Origin of the sequence: Citrobacter sp. TBCS-14 (assembly GCF_005280805.1) — a bacterium.
In the GTDB taxonomy this organism is placed as follows: Bacteria; Pseudomonadota; Gammaproteobacteria; order Enterobacterales; family Enterobacteriaceae; genus Citrobacter; species Citrobacter gillenii.
In genome coordinates this window covers 1-207 of record NZ_SZWM01001212.1, presented here as the reverse complement: position 1 = coordinate 207, position 207 = coordinate 1, and the positions used below count along the sequence as shown (strand labels likewise).

Genomic DNA, 207 nt, shown 5'->3' with positions numbered 1-207 from the left:
TGGCGCAGAATGATTTTATGGAGAACATCACCGTTCAGTCAGACTGCGTGATTCTGGCGGGCAACGCGGTTATTCCGACCATCGACGCCGCCTGTCGGATCGCGAAAGAACAACAGGTTCCCTTATTGATTAGCGGTGGCATCGGTCATTCTACGCGCTTTCTGTATGACGCGATTGCAGAGCATCCTCGCTATAACATCATCCGCA

General features: G+C 52.2%; 1 pseudogene. It reads left to right on the top strand.

The features are described from left to right. Positions 1-207: pseudogene (locus FDX22_RS26310) on the top strand (YdcF family protein); the annotation flags it as partial.